Source organism: Paraburkholderia sp. RL18-101-BIB-B, assembly GCF_046026985.1.
Lineage (GTDB): Bacteria > Pseudomonadota > Gammaproteobacteria > Burkholderiales > Burkholderiaceae > Paraburkholderia.
In genome coordinates this window covers 13,758-27,477 of sequence record NZ_JARESV010000075.1, presented here as the reverse complement: position 1 = coordinate 27,477, position 13,720 = coordinate 13,758, and the positions used below count along the sequence as shown (strand labels likewise).

General features: G+C 63.0%; 15 protein-coding genes. 10 read left to right on the top strand and 5 right to left on the bottom strand.

The window, feature by feature from the left end:
- The 3 genes from P0D73_RS43255 to P0D73_RS43245 all read left to right on the top strand — a co-directional run.
- A partial coding sequence (locus P0D73_RS43255; protein ID WP_408435916.1) for a hypothetical protein occupies nucleotides 1-276 on the top strand: 276 nt, incomplete at its 5' end.
- Nucleotides 277-526: 250 nt separating this feature from the next.
- Nucleotides 527-943, top strand: a complete 417-nt coding sequence (locus P0D73_RS43250) for a ribonuclease (RefSeq protein ID WP_408435914.1) — start codon at nucleotides 527-529, stop codon at nucleotides 941-943.
- A 7-nt stretch (nucleotides 944-950) separates the two neighbouring features.
- Nucleotides 951-1,520, top strand: a complete 570-nt coding sequence (locus P0D73_RS43245) for a barstar family protein (protein WP_408435912.1) — start codon at nucleotides 951-953, stop codon at nucleotides 1,518-1,520.
- A 145-nt stretch (nucleotides 1,521-1,665) separates the two neighbouring features.
- On the opposite strand, the gene P0D73_RS43240 is transcribed toward P0D73_RS43245, so the two are convergent.
- The 3 genes from P0D73_RS43240 to speE all read right to left on the bottom strand — a co-directional run bounded on the left by P0D73_RS43240 (nucleotide 1,666) and on the right by speE (nucleotide 3,825).
- A complete protein-coding gene (locus P0D73_RS43240; protein WP_132376806.1) occupies nucleotides 1,666-2,406 on the bottom strand; it encodes a 16S rRNA (uracil(1498)-N(3))-methyltransferase in 741 nt (246 codons plus the stop codon).
- Nucleotides 2,407-2,425: 19 nt separating this feature from the next.
- Nucleotides 2,426-2,839 carry a VOC family protein gene (locus P0D73_RS43235; protein ID WP_132373053.1) on the bottom strand — a complete coding sequence of 138 codons (414 nt, stop codon included), beginning with the start codon at nucleotides 2,837-2,839 and terminating at the stop codon, nucleotides 2,426-2,428.
- A 113-nt stretch (nucleotides 2,840-2,952) separates the two neighbouring features.
- Nucleotides 2,953-3,825, bottom strand: a complete 873-nt coding sequence (gene speE / locus P0D73_RS43230; protein ID WP_408435910.1) for a polyamine aminopropyltransferase — start codon at nucleotides 3,823-3,825, stop codon at nucleotides 2,953-2,955.
- A gap of 279 nt (nucleotides 3,826-4,104) precedes the next feature.
- Between speE and tkt the strand changes: the two genes are divergently transcribed.
- Nucleotides 4,105-6,126: a transketolase gene (gene tkt, locus P0D73_RS43225; RefSeq protein WP_132373057.1), complete on the top strand. Its 2,022-nt coding sequence runs from the start codon at nucleotides 4,105-4,107 to the stop codon at nucleotides 6,124-6,126.
- Between the two features lie 96 nt (nucleotides 6,127-6,222).
- Nucleotides 6,223-7,233, top strand: a complete 1,011-nt coding sequence (gene gap / locus P0D73_RS43220; protein WP_408182856.1) for a type I glyceraldehyde-3-phosphate dehydrogenase — start codon at nucleotides 6,223-6,225, stop codon at nucleotides 7,231-7,233.
- Between the two features lie 78 nt (nucleotides 7,234-7,311).
- Here gap and P0D73_RS43215 read toward each other — a convergent pair whose 3' ends face one another.
- On the bottom strand, nucleotides 7,312-8,004 hold the full coding sequence (locus P0D73_RS43215; protein ID WP_132373061.1) for a FadR/GntR family transcriptional regulator: 693 nt from the start codon (nucleotides 8,002-8,004) through the stop codon (nucleotides 7,312-7,314).
- A gap of 228 nt (nucleotides 8,005-8,232) precedes the next feature.
- Between P0D73_RS43215 and P0D73_RS43210 the strand changes: the two genes are divergently transcribed.
- From P0D73_RS43210 to P0D73_RS43200, 3 genes are all read left to right on the top strand, one after another.
- A complete protein-coding gene (locus tag P0D73_RS43210; protein WP_342960638.1) occupies nucleotides 8,233-9,555 on the top strand; it encodes a C4-dicarboxylate transporter DctA in 1,323 nt (440 codons plus the stop codon).
- Between the two features lie 115 nt (nucleotides 9,556-9,670).
- Nucleotides 9,671-10,681 carry an allantoicase gene (gene alc, locus P0D73_RS43205; protein WP_408182858.1) on the top strand — a complete coding sequence of 337 codons (1,011 nt, stop codon included), beginning with the start codon at nucleotides 9,671-9,673 and terminating at the stop codon, nucleotides 10,679-10,681.
- 11 nt (nucleotides 10,682-10,692) lie between these two features.
- Complete coding sequence (locus tag P0D73_RS43200) at nucleotides 10,693-11,205, top strand: ureidoglycolate lyase (RefSeq protein WP_408435907.1); 513 nt, start codon at nucleotides 10,693-10,695, stop codon at nucleotides 11,203-11,205.
- A gap of 118 nt (nucleotides 11,206-11,323) precedes the next feature.
- Here the strand turns inward: P0D73_RS43200 and fur are convergent, their stop codons facing one another.
- Nucleotides 11,324-11,752, bottom strand: coding sequence for a ferric iron uptake transcriptional regulator (gene fur / locus P0D73_RS43195; protein WP_012434340.1), 429 nt, complete (start codon nucleotides 11,750-11,752; stop codon nucleotides 11,324-11,326).
- A gap of 158 nt (nucleotides 11,753-11,910) precedes the next feature.
- Here fur and P0D73_RS43190 point away from each other — a divergent pair, with 158 nt between their 5' ends.
- Both P0D73_RS43190 and dapB read left to right on the top strand, forming a co-directional pair.
- On the top strand, nucleotides 11,911-12,741 hold the full coding sequence (locus P0D73_RS43190; protein WP_132376807.1) for an outer membrane protein assembly factor BamE: 831 nt from the start codon (nucleotides 11,911-11,913) through the stop codon (nucleotides 12,739-12,741).
- A 165-nt stretch (nucleotides 12,742-12,906) separates the two neighbouring features.
- Nucleotides 12,907-13,704 (top strand): 4-hydroxy-tetrahydrodipicolinate reductase, encoded by a 798-nt coding sequence (dapB, locus tag P0D73_RS43185; protein WP_408435905.1) that lies wholly within the window; start codon nucleotides 12,907-12,909, stop codon nucleotides 13,702-13,704.
- Nucleotides 13,705-13,720 lie beyond the last annotated feature (16 nt).

Sequence of the window (13,720 nt, the reverse complement as noted above, 5' to 3'; positions counted from 1 at the left end):
CGTGCTGACGGCGTCGGCGACGGTGCGCCGGATCGTCAACATGACGGCGCTGCTGGTGGCGGATGTGATCGCGGCCCGTTAATCCGCGATCCGGTCGAAGCATGGCGCCGGTTTGAAGACCGCGCGCCATGCAAAAAAAAGGCGCGCCCGCAACGGGCACGCCTCAGGGTGCACAGGGGAATGCCACCCAAAAAACGGCAAGTCATACAAGATTCCGCCTTCAAGAGCGTTCAAGGGCTCAAGACCCTTGCCACGGGGAATCAAGGCGTCTGCTGACTCATGCAAAGCGGCCTGCCGTCCGCTCCCCACTTGCCTGCCTTCCCTCGATTCGCACCGTTGAGCTAAGTTTAGCTTGACTAAGCTAAACATTCTGTCAAAAGTCGTCAAAGCCGCGCCGGTGGCCCTTTCGCGCCTGATCGGAGGATGTCGGCCGCCCGGCGAACGTTGATTCCGGGGGCCATTAGCGATACCCTTACGACTTTCATGGTCGTCAAACTCGTGAGCTAACAGCGGGGAACCTTGATACATGGCACGCAAGTGGCAACGCATGAAAGGCGTGCTGATCGGTGCTGTTACGCTGTGCGCTTTATCCGGCCCCGTGCCTGGCGCGTTCGCGCGCGACTCCACGGCACCCGCCGAGGCGGACGCGCAGTTGCAGGGCACCGTCGCGCTGGCGCAGTTGCCACATGAAGCGGTCAATACATTGAACTTGATTGCCGCGGGCGGGCCTTACCCGTATGAGAAGGACGGCATCGTATTCGGCAATCGCGAACGGTTGCTGCCGGCCCATCGGCGCGGCTATTACCACGAATACACCGTTCCCACGCCTCGCTCACGTAATCGCGGGGCGCGTCGCATCGTCTGCGGAGGTCCGCTGAAGCGAACCGACAGTTGTTACTACTCGGACGACCACTACACCAGTTTTAATCGTATTGTTGAATGACATCGGGATGAACGGCATGAGCGACAACGTCTACGCGCACGACACCGGAGTCGCGACGGATCTTTTCGCGGCCGGCGACGGCAATTTGTTCCAACGCGTCATGCAGATGCGCGCCGGCGATCAGGGCCGCGAGAACCAGAGCGAAGCAGGCACTGTGGTTTCATCGAACGAGGAGCCCATGAGTCTTTTCAAGACCGTACGACCGAACATCGTACAGTCGATCCGCGCGTTCCGCGTGCAGGATCTCGCCGACGAGGCCAACCAGCTCGGCCAGCATTTTCTCTATGCGTATTGCGCCAATGCGCAGTCCAAACAGGAAGTGCTCGAAACCATCGCGACGTCGTTCCTGTTTCCGAAACATTTCGGCAAGAATTACGACGCGCTGTACGACTGCCTGACCGATCTGGTTCAGAAGGCGGGCGCGCAGCCGGGCTTTGTGATCGTGCTCGAGCAGTTGCCGGTCGCGCAGAAGTTCGACAAGGAAGGCCGCGAGACACTGCTAGACGTGTTCCGCGAGGCCGCGGAGTTCTGGGCCGAGCGGAAGGTGGCGTTCCGGGTGTTTTACTCGTTTGCTTAAACTTTTGCTTGAACGTTGCCTGTTTAGGCTAAGCAGAAGAAAGGCCCGCCAATCGGCGGGCCTTTTGCTTTTGATGCTGCGGTCGACGTGACTTGCCGCCCTTAACCAAGGCAATCCAAGGCGATCGGCGCGCAACGCAAGCGGCTTACCAGCCGCCCCAGCCGGCCGCCAGCGCCGAGAGAACGGCGATGCCGGCAGTTTCTGTGCGCATCACGCGCGGGCCGAGGCCGACGGCGGTGAAACCGTAATCAGTAGCGGCCGCTTCCTCGGTAGCGGAAAAGCCGCCTTCTGGGCCCACCAGCACCGTCACGCGTCCTTTCGGCGGCTCGGCGGGCAGGGCGGAAAAGCTGATGCTGGCGCGTGGAGAAAGCAGAATGCGCAAGTCGCCTTCCTCGGGCGTACGCGGCATGGTACCGAGCCACGTGGCGATTTCGCGCACCGGCATCACTTCCGGCAGGCGATTGCGCCCGCACTGCTCGCACGACGCCCGCACGATGCCCTGCCAGTGCGCATGCCGCCGCTGCGCGCGTTCGCCGGTCAGACGCACGACGCTGCGCGTAGTGGTCAACGGCACGAAGCTGGACGCGCCCAGTTCGACGGCTTTCTCGATCAGCCAGTCCATCTTGTCGCCGCCGGCAATGCCCTGCGCGAGCGTGAGCCGATACGGCGCCTCGACTTCGATATTGCGGAATTCGCGGATTTTTACCATGGCCGAGCGCCTTTCGACTTCGACGAGTTCAGCGCTGTATTCGCCGCCTTCGCCGTTGAAAAGGACGATCGAATCGCCTGGCTGCAGACGCAGCACGAGCACATGCCGAACGACGTCATCGGGAAGCGGCATGACGTCGTCGGGCTGGAGAGGCTTATCGACGAAAAAGCGTGGCATCAGAAAAATACTCATTGGTTCACGAAAGGTGGCGAGCGAGCGCCCAGCGGTAGCCGTCCAGATCTTCGACCTGGGCGAAGCGGTCGCCCCAGAACTGATCCTGTGGCTCGCTCAGCGATTTTGCGCCGGCGGCCAGCGCCCGCGCGTAAATCGCGTCGACATCGTCGACATAGACATAGAACGATTGCGGTGCGATCGCGCCCGCGCTTTTGGGTGTTTTCGCCGCCGAGCCGAACGCGCCTTCCGGAGCGAACATCACGATCAACTGGCCTTGATAGGTCATCTCGACATGCATGACGACACCGTCGTCCTGGACACTGTCACGCACTTCGAAGCCGAACGCCGCTGAGAAGAACGCGGACGCGGCACTTGCGTCGCGCACCGTCAGATAGGGGGTCAACCAGGGCACACCGGCTGGGCGGGAGGCGGTCATGGGATTCTCCGGATCATGAGGTTGGCGGGGCACATGCTGCGAGTCCAGGCGGAAGTTTGCATATCGATACGCCCATAGCGCAATCCGACGGAGTCGTGCATTTTGCCCACGCGTTAGCTTGCTGGCTTTAAGAATTGACTTAGTTTATCGCGCACTGAACTGGATGCCGAGAACAGTCCGGCGTGCATGACCGCGTTGTAATGCATCAGGGTGTCGATTCCGCGCGCGGCGAGGCGTTCCGTGAGCGTATCAACGGTGAGCGCGGCGGGATCGAGCGTGTCGCTGGCGGTCGCCATCATCCAGAGCGAGCCGTACAGCGGTACGAAAGTGCTCATGGTGCGGACGACCACGAATGCCGCGCGCAGATCATCGAGCAGGCGCGCGACGCATTCGGCATGGAAATACGGCGAGCCGAGGTGCACGGAGAGTGCCGCAATCGGGCTCATGACCCGCTTGAGCTGCTGATAGAACGCTTGCGTGTAAAGACCGGCGGCGGGTGAATCCGGCGGCGTCAGGTCGAACACCACGAGATCGAACTGTGCCGGCGCGGCGGCCTCGACGTACTGCGCAGCGTCGCCGATCACCAACTCGACGCGCGGATCGTCGAATGCGCCGCCGTGCACCTCGGGCAAATACTCGCGCGTCAGACGTACGACTTGCGTGTCCAGCTCCGCCACCACAATCCGTCCGATGCCCGCGTGCTTCAGCAATTGCCGCGCGGCGCCACCGTCGCCGCCGCCCAGCACCAGCGCTGCGCGCGGCGCCGGATGCGCCAGCGCGGCCGGATGCACCATGCATTCGTGATAGATAAACTCGTCGCCGGTGGACGTCATCGGACGGCCGTCGAGTGTGAAGAGCCGGCCGAGCTGCGGCGTGTCCCAGACCTCGATCCGCTGATATGGCGAATCGACGCGCGCCAGCCGTTTCGCGTGCGGAAATCCGTAGACGGCGTCGGGACTCGGTTGGAACAGCAGCGGAGCGCTCACGGATGGCGGGCTCCGTCCGGAGCGCGGTAGGTTCTGGTTGTGCAATTGTAAAGGCCGGAGCGCGGCGTGGCCGCGGCGGGCGCGTCGAGCCACACGGCCAGACGGCTTTCGGAGCGGGGCGCGGGCAACGATCTGTTAGAATGTCACGCTTTCAGCCTTGTCCGTTTGCTCTGCCCGTTTCGCGTCTACCGGCGCCGCATCGTGCGCCGAAGTGAACCGGCATTCGAGCATCCGGGCCTCAAGCGCGCACCGCTTTCTGACTCTGTCTCCGGACTCGACATGACGACCCCGTCTCCCGCACACACCTCCTTGATGGCCAACGCAATCCGCGCGTTGTCCATGGACGCCGTCCAAAAAGCGAATTCCGGCCACCCCGGCATGCCGATGGGCATGGCCGAAATCGGCGTGGCTTTGTGGTCGCGTCATCTGCGTCACAACCCGAAGAACCCGCAATGGGCCGATCGCGACCGCTTCGTGCTGTCGAACGGTCACGGCTCGATGCTGCTGTACTCGCTGCTGCACCTCACCGGCTACGATCTGCCGATCGACGAGCTGAAGAACTTCCGCCAGATGCATTCGAAGACGCCGGGCCACCCGGAATACGGCATCACGCCGGGCGTCGAGACGACCACCGGCCCGCTCGGCCAGGGTCTGGCGAATGCGGTCGGCATGGCGCTCGCGGAATCGCTGCTCGCTACCGAATTCAACAAGCCTGACGCAAAGATCGTCGACCACCACACTTATGTGTTCGTCGGCGACGGCTGCCTGATGGAAGGCATCTCGCACGAAGCCTGCTCGCTGGCGGGCGTGCTGAAGCTGAACAAGCTGATTGCGTTCTACGACGACAACGGCATCTCGATCGACGGCGAAGTGGTGCACTGGTTCCACGACGACACGCCGAAGCGCTTTGAAGCGTATGGCTGGAACGTGATCCCGAACGTGGTCGGCCACGACGTCGAGGCAGTGGACGCGGCGATCAAGCAAGCCAAGCAATCCGACAAGCCCACGCTGATCTGCTGCAAGACGGTGATCGGCGAAGGCTCGCCGAACAAGGCCGGCAGCCACGATTCGCACGGCGCGGCGCTCGGCGACAAGGAAGTCGCGGCCACGCGCGAAAAGATCGGCTGGAAGTGGGAACCGTTCGTCATCCCGCAAGAAGTCTACGCAGCATGGGACGCGAAAGAAGCCGGCGCACGCAACGAATCCGAGTGGGACAAGGCGTTCGCCGCGTACGCAGCCAAATACCCGCAGGAAGCCGCTGAATTCAAGCGTCGCGACGCGAAGCAATTGCCCGCCGACTGGAAGGAAAAGGCCAAGGCGATCATCGCCGGCGCGAACGAGCGCGCGGAAACCGTCGCGACGCGCAAGGCGTCGCAGCAGGCTATCGAAGCTTTGTCGGCCGTGTTGCCGGAACTGCTCGGCGGCTCCGCCGACCTGACCGGCTCGAACCTGACCAACTGGAAGGCTGCCAAGCCCGTGCGTGTGAACGCGGAAGGCCACGCCGCCGGCAACTACGTCAACTACGGCGTGCGCGAATTCGGCATGAGCGCCGCGATCAATGGCATGGCGCTGCATGGCGGCTTCAAGGCGTTCGGCGGCACGTTCCTGACGTTCTCGGATTACAGCCGCAACGCGCTGCGCGTCGCCGCGCTGATGAAAGCGCCGTCGATCTTCGTGTTCACGCACGACTCGATCGGTCTCGGCGAAGACGGCCCGACCCACCAGTCGATCGAACACGTTGCAAGCTTGCGTCTGATTCCGCACCTGCAAGTGTGGCGCCCGGCTGATACCGTTGAGACTGCGGTGGCCTGGACCCACGCAGTCGAACACCACGGCCCGTCGTGCCTGATCTTCAGCCGCCAGAACCTGCCGTTCTCGGAGCGTACCGACGCGCAGATCGCCAACATCGAGAAGGGCGGCTACGTGCTGCGCGACTGGAACGACGAAATCGTCGCGCGCAAGATCATCCTGATCGCCACCGGTTCGGAAGTCGAACTGGCGCTGAACGCGATCGAGCCGCTGGCGCGCGAAGGCATCGCGGCGCGCGTCGTGTCCATGCCGTCGACCACCGTGTTCGACAAGCAGGACGCCGAGTACCGCGAACGCGTGCTGCCGCATGGCGTGCGCCGTGTCGCGATCGAAGCGGGTGTGACGGATTTCTGGCGCAAGTACGTGGGTCTGGAAGGCGGCGTGGTCGGCATCGACACGTTCGGCGAGTCGGCCCCGGCGGGCGTGCTGTTCAAGCATTTCGGCTTCACTGTCGAGCACGTGGTAGAGACGGCAAAAGCCGCACTCGGCTGATTTTCGATCAAGCGTTGCCGCTTACGTGCGAACGCGCGGCAACGCGGTCAGTCAGACGAACCTGGACGTATTTTTTCAGCCCTCAGGAGATAGACCATGACGATTCGCGTCGCAATCAACGGCTACGGCCGGATCGGCCGCAACACGCTGCGCGCCTTCTATGAAAACGGCAAGAAGCACGATATCGAAATCGTCGCCATCAACGATCTTGGCGATGCCAAGACGAACGCTCACCTGACGCAATACGACACGGCGCACGGCAAATTCCCGGGCGAAGTGTCGGTGGACGGCGACTACCTGGTGGTCAACGGCGACAAGATCCGCGTGCTGGCCAACCGCAACCCGGCTGAACTGCCGTGGGGCGAGCTGAACGTCGACGTCGTGCTGGAATGCACGGGCTTTTTCACGACCAAGGAAAAGGCCAGCGCGCACATCAAGGGCGGCGCGAAGAAGGTGATCATCTCGGCGCCGGGCGGTAAAGACGTCGACGCCACGATCGTCTACGGCGTGAATCACAACGTGCTGAAGGCCTCGGACACGGTGATCTCGAACGCATCGTGCACGACGAACTGCCTCGCGCCGCTCGTCAAGCCGCTGAACGACAAGATCGGTCTGGTGAACGGTCTGATGACCACGATCCACGCGTACACGAACGACCAGGTTCTGACGGACGTGTACCACGAGGACCTGCGCCGCGCGCGCTCGGCCACGCACAGCCAGATCCCGACCAAGACCGGCGCGGCTTCGGCGGTCGGTCTGGTGCTGCCGGAACTGAACGGCAAGCTGGACGGCTACGCGATTCGTGTTCCGACGATCAACGTGTCGGTCGTCGACCTGTCGTTCATCGCTGCACGCGACACGACGGTCGAAGAAGTCAACGCGATCATGAAGGAAGCGTCGGAAGGTTCGCTGAAGGGCATCCTCGGCTACAACGACGCACCGCTGGTGTCGATCGACTTCAACCACAACCCGGCTTCGTCGACGTTCGACGCCACGCTGACCAAGGTGTCGGGCCGTCTGGTGAAGGTGTCGAGCTGGTACGACAACGAGTGGGGCTTCTCGAACCGCATGCTGGACACGGCCGTGGCGCTCGCCAACGCGAAGTAAGTCTTCGTGCCATGACCTGCAATGCCGGCTTCGAGCCGGCGGCAGGATTAAAAAAGCCGCTCTTCGGAGCGGCTTTTTTTACGCGTGCGGCGTCGGGAAATAGACGCCGGCGCGCTGCGCGGCGTTCGAGATATGCGTCTCGATGGCTTTGCCGGCCGCGGCGGAATCGCGCGCCTTGAGCGCGTCCAGAATCACGCGATGTTCGTTGTAGGTGGACAGCACCAGTTCGCGCCGATAGAACGGCATGCGCTGGCTTTCCTTCATGATCTCCGCGCTGCTGCTCAGAATCGACTCGATCGCCGCGTTGCCGGCAATGTTGACGATCCGCATGTGGAAGTCGTAGTCGAGGCGAGCGGCTTCGTCGAGTTCGTCGCAGGCGAGCGCCGTTTGCATGGCTGTGATGTTCTCTTCGAACCAGGCAAGGTCGGAATCGCTGACCGCCAGCGCCGCCATGCGCGCGATAAAACCTTCCAGCGCGAAGCGCATCTGATAGGTGTCCGGCAGCGACGACTGCTCCGCGAAGCGCCACGCTTGCGCGGCCGAGGCCTGCGCGCTTTCCACGTACACACCCTTGCCGGGCCTGATCACCAGCAGACCGAGCGCCTCGAGCGTGGAGAGCGCTTCGCGCAACGACGCCCGGCTGATCGCGAGTTCTTCGGAGAGTTGACGCTGGGCCGGCAGCAAACTGCCCACGGGATAGGCGCCCGCTTCGATCCGTTCGCGGATGGTCGCGATGGCGGCATCGGTAACGGTATGCGGCACGTTTTTCATCGTTGGCTCACTTGAAAGCGCGGTCTGACCAGCATTGTAATACGCGGTCTGAACGCTCGTACGGCTTGCCGCTCGCCGCTGCCGATCCGACCCGAAACCGCTTGAAAAACAGCGGGTAAACACTGTTCTATGAATCCTTGACGTCAGTATATCGGCTTCCTACTATTCGAGATAACAGTACTGGTCGGACCAGTCTGAACAGATGTGAATCGCAACCAGGAGGAAGCCGTGTTGAAATTTTTCAATTCGCTGTTTGGCCGGGTCGTCATAGCGCTGGTGGCGGGCATCGTAATCGGTGCCGTCTTCCCGCATTTCGCCCAATCGCTACGCCCGCTCGGCGACGGCTTTCTCAAGCTGATCAAGATGGTGATCGGGCCCATCGTCTTTTGTGTGGTGGTCAGTGGCATGGCGCATGCCGGCGACTTGCGCAAAGTGGGGCGGGTCGGCCTGAAGGCCGTGATCTACTTCGAGGTTATGACGACGATCGCGCTCGTGATCGGCGCGATCCTGGCGTACGTCACGCGCCCCGGTGTCGGCATGAACATCGATCTGCACTCGCTGGATCCCGCCTCGCTCTCGACCTACACCGAGCATGCAAAGAGCCTCAAGGACACCGCCGGCTTTCTGCTGAAGATCATCCCCGACACGGCGATCAATGCGTTCGCCACCGGCGACATCCTGCAGATTCTCGTGTTTTCGGTGCTGTTCGGCTCGGCGCTGTCGCTGCTCGGCAATAAGGCGCAGCGGGTGAGCAACCTGATCGACGAACTCTCGCAAGTGTTTTTCCGCGTGATGGGTTTCATCATCAAGCTCGCGCCGCTCGGCGTGCTCGGGGCGATCGCGTTTACCACCGGCACGTACGGCGTCGAATCGCTCAAGCAGCTCGGCATGCTGGTGCTCGTGTTCTACGTGAGCTGCTTCGTGTTCGTGGCCGTCGTGCTGGGCGTCGTCATGCGTCTGGCCGGCTTCAGCATCTTCAAGCTGATTCGCTATCTGCGCGAAGAACTGTCGATCGTGCTCGGCACCGCTTCATCGGACGCCGTGCTGCCGCAGATCATGCGCAAGCTCGAATGGATGGGCGTCAAAGATTCGACCGTCGGCCTCGTCATTCCGACTGGCTATTCGTTCAATCTCGACGGGTTCTCCATCTATCTCACTCTCGCGGTTATCTTCATCGCGCAGGCCACCAACACGCCGCTGTCCATGCATGACCTGATCGTGGTGGTGCTGGTGTCGCTGGTGACGTCGAAGGGCGCGCACGGCATTCCCGGCTCGGCCATCGTGATTCTGGCCGCCACGCTGTCCGCGATTCCGGCGATCCCCGTGCTCGGCCTCGTGCTGATCCTGCCGGTCGACTGGTTCGTCGGCATTGCCCGCGCGCTGACCAACCTGATCGGCAACTGCGTGGCGACGGTGGTGGTCGCCGTGTGGGAAAACGATATCGACCGGGCGCGCGCCCACCGCGTACTGAACCGCGATGCAGCGTTGCGCTTCGTGCCGGCCGGTGACGACGCCGAGCCTGCCGCCGGCGAACACGCTCACGCCGTCTGAACCTGAGAAACCGTATCCAGATCCGCGCGCCAATGCAGCGCGCTTCCAGCGCCGGCAGATTCCAAGAACGCCGGCCCTCCTTCACTTTTTCGCTGCCTGACCGAGACTAGAGACTATGGCCAATCCGATCCTCGACCCCAACGCTCCCGCTTTCACCCGTCGCTACATGAATCTCGCCGACCCGCGCCTGGGCGCGAAGGCGCTCTTTGCCAGCGACGAATTCTTCGCGCCGAAAGAACGCATGCTGGAGCCGCAGCCGGCGGTGTTCATCCCCGGCAAATACGACGACCACGGCAAGTGGATGGACGGCTGGGAAACCCGCCGCAAGCGCACCACCGGCCACGACTCCTGCGTGATCCGCCTCGCGCATCCGGGCGTCGTGCACGGCGTGGATCTGGACACGAGCCACTTCACCGGCAACTTCCCGCCGGCGGCGTCGATCGACGCCTGCTACGTGGATGGCGAAGTGCCGCCCGATAGCGCCGACTGGCAAACGCTCGTACCGGCCACCACGCTGCAGGGCAATCAGCACCACTACGTCGACGTGAACGACGCGCGCGCGTTCACCCATCTGCGTGTGAATCTGTACCCGGACGGCGGCCTCGCGCGTTTGCGCGTGTACGGCCAGCCGAAGCGCGATTGGGAGCGCGTGGAGCGCGGCACGCTGCTGGATCTGGCTGCGATCGAAAACGGCGCCTATCTGGTCGCGGCGAACAACCAGCACTTCGGGCCGGCTTCGCAGATGCTGATGCCCGGCCGCGGCGTCAACATGGGCGACGGCTGGGAAACCCGGCGCCGTCGCGAGCCGGGCAACGATTGGGCGATCGTCGCGTTGGCGCGGCCGGGCGTGATCCGCAAGATCGAAGTGGATACGGCGCACTTCAAGGGCAACTTCCCGGACCGCTGCTCGCTGCAAGCCGCGTCGGTGACGGGCGGCACGGACGATTCGCTCGTTACGCAGGCGATGTTCTGGCCGGTGCTGCTCGGCGAACAGAAACTGCAGATGGACCACGTCCACACCTTCGCGGATGACCTCGCGTCGCTCGGCCCGGTCACGCATGTTCGTTTCAATATCTTTCCGGACGGCGGCGTGTCGCGCCTGCGCCTGTGGGGCGAAATCGCATAACGGAGTCGTCGATGAAGACATTGCAGATGGAACGGCTCACGCGCGCGGCTTTCGCGCCGTTCGGCGACGTCATCGAGCTGGACGGCGCGCGTCATTTCGCCATCAACGGCGGCACGACCGAGCGCTATCACGACCTGGCCAGTGTCGATGTGACGGAGAACGGCGGCCGGCCGCTGATCAACCTGTTTCGCGCGCAGCCGCGCGCGCTGCCGGTCGAGATCACGATGATGGAGCGGCATCCGCTCGGCAGCCAGGCTTTCATTCCCTTAACCGCCGGCCGCTATCTGGTGGTCGTCGCGCCGGCTGGCGAGTTCGATCCGGCGCAGATGCGCGCCTTCTGGACCGACGCGTGGCAGGGCGTGAACTACGCGAAAGGCGTCTGGCACCACCCGTTGCTCGCGCTCGATCGGGTGAGCGATTTCGTGGTGGTCGATCGTGGCGGCGAGCAGCCTAATTGCGACGAATTGTCATTGGCGGAGTCGTGGCGGCTGACGTTCGAAGCCAGCGCCGAGCTGGTGGAATAGGGTCGTAACGTTTCCGGCAAAAAGCAACGTTGCAGACGAAAAAAGACCCGGCCGATTCGCATCGGCCGGGTCTTTTTTTGGCCACCTGATCGCGCACCCCAGCGCGGCCGGCACCGCATCAATGCTTGCGATGCGGGCAATTCTCCTTCGTGCAGGCGCCGTACAGCGCCAAAGCGTGTTCTTGCAGCTTGAAGCCGCGTTCTTTCGCGATGGACTGCTGGCGGCTCTCGATTTCGGAGTCGAAAAATTCTTCGACGAGCCCGCAATCGAGGCACACGAGGTGGTCGTGGTGTGACCCTTCGTTCAGTTCGAACACCGCCTTACCCGACTCGAAATTGCTGCGCGAGAGCAGGCCCGCCTGCTCGAATTGCGTCAGCACGCGATACACGGTTGCAAGACCGATATCGAGTTCTTCGTGCAGCAGGTTGCGGTACACGTCTTCGGCCGTCAGGTGGCGCACCGGGCTGTGCTGAAAAATCTCAAGGATTTTGAGGCGCGGAAGGGTCGCCTTGAGCCCGATATTCTTGAGATCGGTTGGATTGGTCATGACAAGGGATCCCTAGAGTACAATGCTGGGCTCTCATAGTAATGTGTTTTTGCCGTTCTGGTCATCTTCGATGGAATGAAACTCGCGCGGCTCGTCAGCGGGCCCGCACGGTGAGTGAAATGATTTCAAAATCTCAATTGATCTACCGGGGGAGCCGCATGCGGGGTACCTTGATCGCTGTTGCGACTGTCGCGGTTCTTGCCGGATGTTCCACTTACGACAGCCTGACGCAGCGTGTTGCCCAAAGCATCACGCCGTACCGGATTACAGTGGTGCAAGGCAATTTCGTCTCGAAAGAAGCGGCAGCACAGATGCAGGTCGGCCTCTCCCGCGCGCAGGTCAAGCAACTGCTCGGCACGCCGCTCCTGACCGACATGTTCCACGCCGATCGCTGGGACTACGTGTTCTATTTCAAGCGCGGCTCGACTAACGTCGTGCAGCAGCGCGACTTCGTGGTCATATTCGCGGGCGACCGCGTCGCCAGCTGGTCGGGCGGCGACGATCTGCCGTCCAACCTCGAGTTGCTGGCTGAAATCGACGGCGACAAGTCGGGCAAGAAGAAGGCGGCAGCGGCCGTGGCGAGCGGTGCCAGCGGCGCGAGCGCGCCGGCGGCTGCAGCCGTGCCGACCACGCCGGACACCGTGCTTTCGCCATCCGTGGCCGGCGCTGCCGCGGCGGGTGTCCCGTCCACGGACGCCAACGCGGAAGCCGCGCAAGCCGCCAATCGTGCGACCAATGCAGTGCAGTTGTCGCCCAATGCGCGTCCGAGTGTGCCGAGCGCGCCGACCGCCAACGGCGGCGGCATCCCGCAGCAAGGCCCGACGGCCGCGGGTCAGCCGCAGTTCCAGTTCCACCGTCCGCCGCCGCCGCAAAATCCGGGTACGGACAACAGCAATCCGGTTGGACCGACGGGCCCGCAGAGCAGCAACAGCAGCCCGGCGCACAACGCGCCGCTGACCTCTTCTCCGGCTTCGGGAACGGGCGGCTAATCGCGCTGTCCGTGTCTTAAGACGGTCGCTGCGCGCGGGCAACCGCACCGTGCAAAGCGTCCGTCCGGTTCTTCGTTTTTTCAGTCATGCGCGGCGCCTGGGTGTGCTGCCCGCCGCCGCTTTTACCCGCCTTTGCCGGGTTTTGCCTTTCGAACCCTCGTAGCCATGAAAATTGCCATTGCTGGCGCATCGGGCCGTATGGGCCGCATGCTCATCGAAACAGTCCTTAACGATTCCGGCGCCACGCTGTCCGGCGCGCTCGACCGCGCGGGCTCCCCGCAACTCGGTCAGGACGCCGGCGCGTTTCTGGGCAAACAGACGGGCGTCGTGCTGACCGACGACGTCGAGCGCGTGTTCGCCGAATCGGACTACCTGATCGACTTCACGCGCCTCGAAGGCACGCTGATGCATCTCGAAGCGGCGCAGCGTCACAACGTGAAAATGGTGATCGGCACGACCGGCTTCGACAACGAGCAGAAGGCGCAACTGCGCGCCGCGGCGGACAAGATCGCCATCATGTTCTCGTCGAACATGAGCGTGGGCGTGAACGTCACGCTGAAGCTGCTCGAATTCGCGGCCAAGCATTTCGCGACCGGCTACGACATCGAAATCATCGAGGCGCATCATCGTCACAAGGTGGACGCGCCGTCCGGCACGGCGTTGACCATGGGCGAAGTGATCGCCAATGCGCTCGGCCGCAATCTCGACGACTGCGCGGTGTACAGCCGCGAAGGCGTGACCGGCGAGCGCGACCCGTCCACGATAGGTTTTTCGGCGATTCGCGGCGGCGATATCGTCGGGGACCATACGGTGCTGTTCGCGGGCATCGGCGAGCGCATCGAAATCACGCACAAATCGGCGAGCCGTCTCTCGTACGCGCAAGGCGCGCTTCGTGCTGTGCGTTTCCTCGAAGGCCACGCAACTGGCTTCTTCGACATGCAGGACGTGCTCGGTCTGCGTTGAGCTCGTCCTGAGCGAA